Here is a 3,243-nt window from a genome sequence, read left to right as displayed (position 1 = left end):
CGACGATCTCGTCCGGGTCCTTGGTGTCGAGGACCAGCGGGATCGAGTTCAGGCCCGCGAAGTTCTTGAACAGGGCCGACTTGCCTTCCATCACCGGAAGGGAGGCACGGGGGCCGATGTCCCCGAGGCCGAGGACCGCGGAGCCGTCGGAGACGACGACCACGAGGCGGTTGGTCCAGGTGTAGCGGTCGGCGAGGGTCTCGTCGGCGTGGATGGCGCGGGAGACCTGCGCGACACCGGGCGTGTAAGCGATGGACAGGGCGCGCTGGGAGTCGAGGGGAGCGGTGGTCTCGACCGAGAGCTTGCCGCCGAGATGGCCGGCGAAGATCTCCTCGTCGGTCAGTTCGACCTTCTGCGGTGTGGTGGGTTCGGACACGATGGACACGATGACACTCCTGATAAGTCCAGGCTCACTCGGGGCCGGGTTACTGAGAAGTAACCGTAGGGATCGGCGCTGATCCTCACAGTTACTCCACGAACGACAACTGGGGTGAAGCTTCCGGGGTGCGCGATCACGATGGCCGCAGAACGTCCGAAGCGTCATGGCACTGGGCGGGTGAGCCCCTGGCAACGCTGCCATAAAAACCCCCGCCGAAGGGCGGTGGCGCCGACGTCGGAGTGGTGCTAAGTCTGGCACGAATATCGATGCACAATCAAATTGCCACGACAGTCAGATGTCTCACGTTTTCGGGCCTCTACCTGTGAGAATAAGTTACCGGCGGGTCACTGTGAGGGCCGGTTTCAGATATCGGGCCGAGCGTTCCTCAACCCCACCACTGGGTGGCCAGCAGAAGTGCCGCCGCGGCGAGGACGGCCACGGACGCGACCACGGCGGCGAACCCGTCGCGGCGGTCCGCAATCCGCTGCGCGACGATCACGAACACGGACGCGACCACGTGCGCGGTGATCGAGACCGCCCCGGGGCCCGGGAAGCCCCGGCCCCCGCCGACGTAGGCGGAGCCGATCACGACGAGGCAGAGGATCACCACACCGGCGGCGACTGCGCCGCTGAAGGCGCGCAGCGCGCGGACCGGAAGCGGGTTGCGTCGCGGTTCGGTGGCCACCACCGTCCTCGGGACGGCGGGAGCGTACGGGTCGTATCGCTCGGACTCGTGCGTGTTCATGCCGAGACCACCTGCACCCCGGATGCTTTCGACACGAGGGTGTCGAACTCGTCGGCGTCCGTTGCGAACTCGCCGAGCCGGATCGGTTTGTTCGTCCCGTGGTAGTCGGAGGAGCCGGTGACGACCAGACCGAGCTCGTCGGCGAGGGCCTGCAGCACCCGCGCGTCTTCCGGCGAATGGTCGGGGTGATGCACCTCGACCCCGTGCAGACCGGCACCCGCCAGGTCACGGACGTGATCGAGCGACAGCAGCCGCCCCCTCGTGCGGGCCCTCCCGTGGGCGAGGACGCTCACTCCCCCGGCCTCCGCCACCAGTTGCACGGCCTCGTCGAGCGGGGTGTCCGATTTGTCGACGAAGTACCGGCCCCGCGGGGCCAGCAGGTCCACGAACGCCTCACCGACGCTGCCGACCACGCCGGCACGCATCAGAGCCCTCGCCAGGTGCGGGCGCCCGGCCGCCGGTCCCGCTTCCGCGAGCACCTCGTCGGCGTCGATGGGGAGACCGTCCTCCATCATCAGCTCGGCCATGGCGCGGATCCGGACGATCCGCTCGTTCCGCAGGCGTTCCCGTTCCCGCGCGAACGCCGCGTGCGCGGGATCGAACAGGTAGGCGAGGAGGTGCACGGCGACCGGGCGTCCGTCCTCACCCCGCCCCTCGCAGGACATCTCCATGCCCCGCACCAGCCCGAGCCCCGCAGGCAGCGCCGCGACCGCTTCGGCCCACCCCGCGGTCGTGTCGTGATCGGTGATCGCCACGATGTCGAGTCCCGCCGCCCCCGCGGCGCGCACCAGGTCCGCCGGACTGTCGGTTCCGTCGGAGGCCGTCGAATGGGTGTGGAGATCGATGAGCACCAGACCAGTCTGTCAGGTGTCGCCGCACGGGGTCCGAGCGTGCGGCCCGGAAGCCTGGCGTGTCGTGCGACGCCGCCCGGCCCGGACCCGGTGCTGACGTACGATTCACCGGCAGCGTTTCCGACTCGACGGTGAAGGAGGGCCCCGTGCCGTCTGTGCCCTCGCTCCCCCGGCGCGGCAGCGACAAGGATCAGCGCGACGGCGAGAAGGACCCGGGTTCCAGGATCCGCATCCCGACCGCGCGGGCCATCGTGGACTGCGGGGTGTACGTCGACGGCACGAGGCTTCCCGGCAAGTACACCCACCAGGCTGCGATGGCCGAGGTTCGCAAGCGGGGTCAGGGGTTCGTGTGGCTCGGGCTGCTCGCTCCCGACGAGGGCCAGATGGAGAGCGTGTCCGAGACGTTCGGGCTGCACGAGCTGATGGTCGAGGACGCCGTCCACGCCCACCAGCGGCCGAAGCTCGAACGCTACGACGACGTGCTGTTCCTGGTGCTGCGGACGGTCAACTATGTGCCGCACGAGTCGGTGGCCACTGCCAGTGAGATCGTCGAGACCGGCGAGATCATGGTCTTCGTAGGAGCCGACTTCGTCATCACCGTGCGGCACGGTGACCATTCCCCGCTGTCGAACGTCCGGCACGCGCTGGAGGCGAACGGGGAGCGGCTCGCCCTCGGCCCGTACGCGGTGCTGCACGCGGTCGCGGACCACGTGGTGGACACGTACCTCGAGGTCACCCAGGCCATCGAGGAAGACGTCGACAGCATGGAGGAGGCGGTGTTCAGTCCGCGCAGCAGCGTTGCGGTCGAACACATCTACCTGCTCAAGCGTGAGATCGTCGAACTCCGCAAGTCGGTGAACCCGCTGTCGAATCCGTTGCTCCGGCTGACGCGGTCACCGGGCAATCCGGTGCCGAAGGAGATCCGCCGCTACTTCCGCGACGTCCTCGACCACCACACCACCGTCGCCGAGCGGATCGCCGAATACGACGAGGTGCTCAGCTCACTCGTCGATGCCGCCCTGGCGAAGGTCGCCGTGCAGCAGAACACCGACATGCGCAAGATCTCGGCGTGGGTGGCGATCGCGGCCGTGCCGACGATGATCGCGGGCATCTACGGCATGAACTTCGACAACATGCCCGAACTCCACTGGCAGTACGGCTATCACGGCGTGGTGTTCGTGATCGCGTCGGTGGCGGTGGGCCTGTTCGTCACGTTCCGCCGGAACAACTGGCTCTAGAGCGACGCGGCGCCGCGGTGCGGATCGCGC

Annotated in this window: 3 protein-coding genes and 1 pseudogene; 1 reads left to right on the top strand and 3 read right to left on the bottom strand. The window is 68.4% G+C overall.

Features of this window, described 5'->3' with window-relative positions:
* From AC1DWT_RS50330 to AC1DWT_RS50320, 3 genes and pseudogenes are all read right to left on the bottom strand, one after another.
* Window positions 1-385: pseudogene (locus AC1DWT_RS50330) on the bottom strand (NAD-dependent malic enzyme); the annotation flags it as partial.
* Between the two features lie 379 nt (window positions 386-764).
* Complete coding sequence (locus AC1DWT_RS50325) at window positions 765-1,124, bottom strand: hypothetical protein (protein WP_206015134.1); 360 nt, start codon at window positions 1,122-1,124, stop codon at window positions 765-767.
* Window positions 1,121-1,975, bottom strand: coding sequence for a PHP domain-containing protein (locus AC1DWT_RS50320; protein WP_206015133.1), 855 nt, complete (start codon window positions 1,973-1,975; stop codon window positions 1,121-1,123). The genes AC1DWT_RS50325 and AC1DWT_RS50320 overlap by 4 nt, the downstream gene beginning before the upstream one ends.
* Before the next feature lie 146 nt (window positions 1,976-2,121).
* On the opposite strand from AC1DWT_RS50320, the gene corA reads away from it, so the two are divergent.
* Window positions 2,122-3,213, top strand: coding sequence for a magnesium/cobalt transporter CorA (gene corA, locus AC1DWT_RS50315; RefSeq protein WP_072948399.1), 1,092 nt, complete (start codon window positions 2,122-2,124; stop codon window positions 3,211-3,213).
* Window positions 3,214-3,243: the final 30 nt, after the last annotated feature.

Source organism: Rhodococcus sp. P4_B6, from assembly GCF_056402215.1.
The sequence above is the reverse complement of the archived record's forward strand: the minus strand, read 5'-3'. Positions and strand labels throughout refer to the sequence as shown.

Bases quoted from the DNA above. Each gene is read 5' to 3' on its own strand.
- AC1DWT_RS50325 (WP_206015134.1), bottom strand. From the start codon at position 1,124: ATGAACACGCACGAGTCCGAGCGATACGACCCGTACGCTCCCGCCGTC.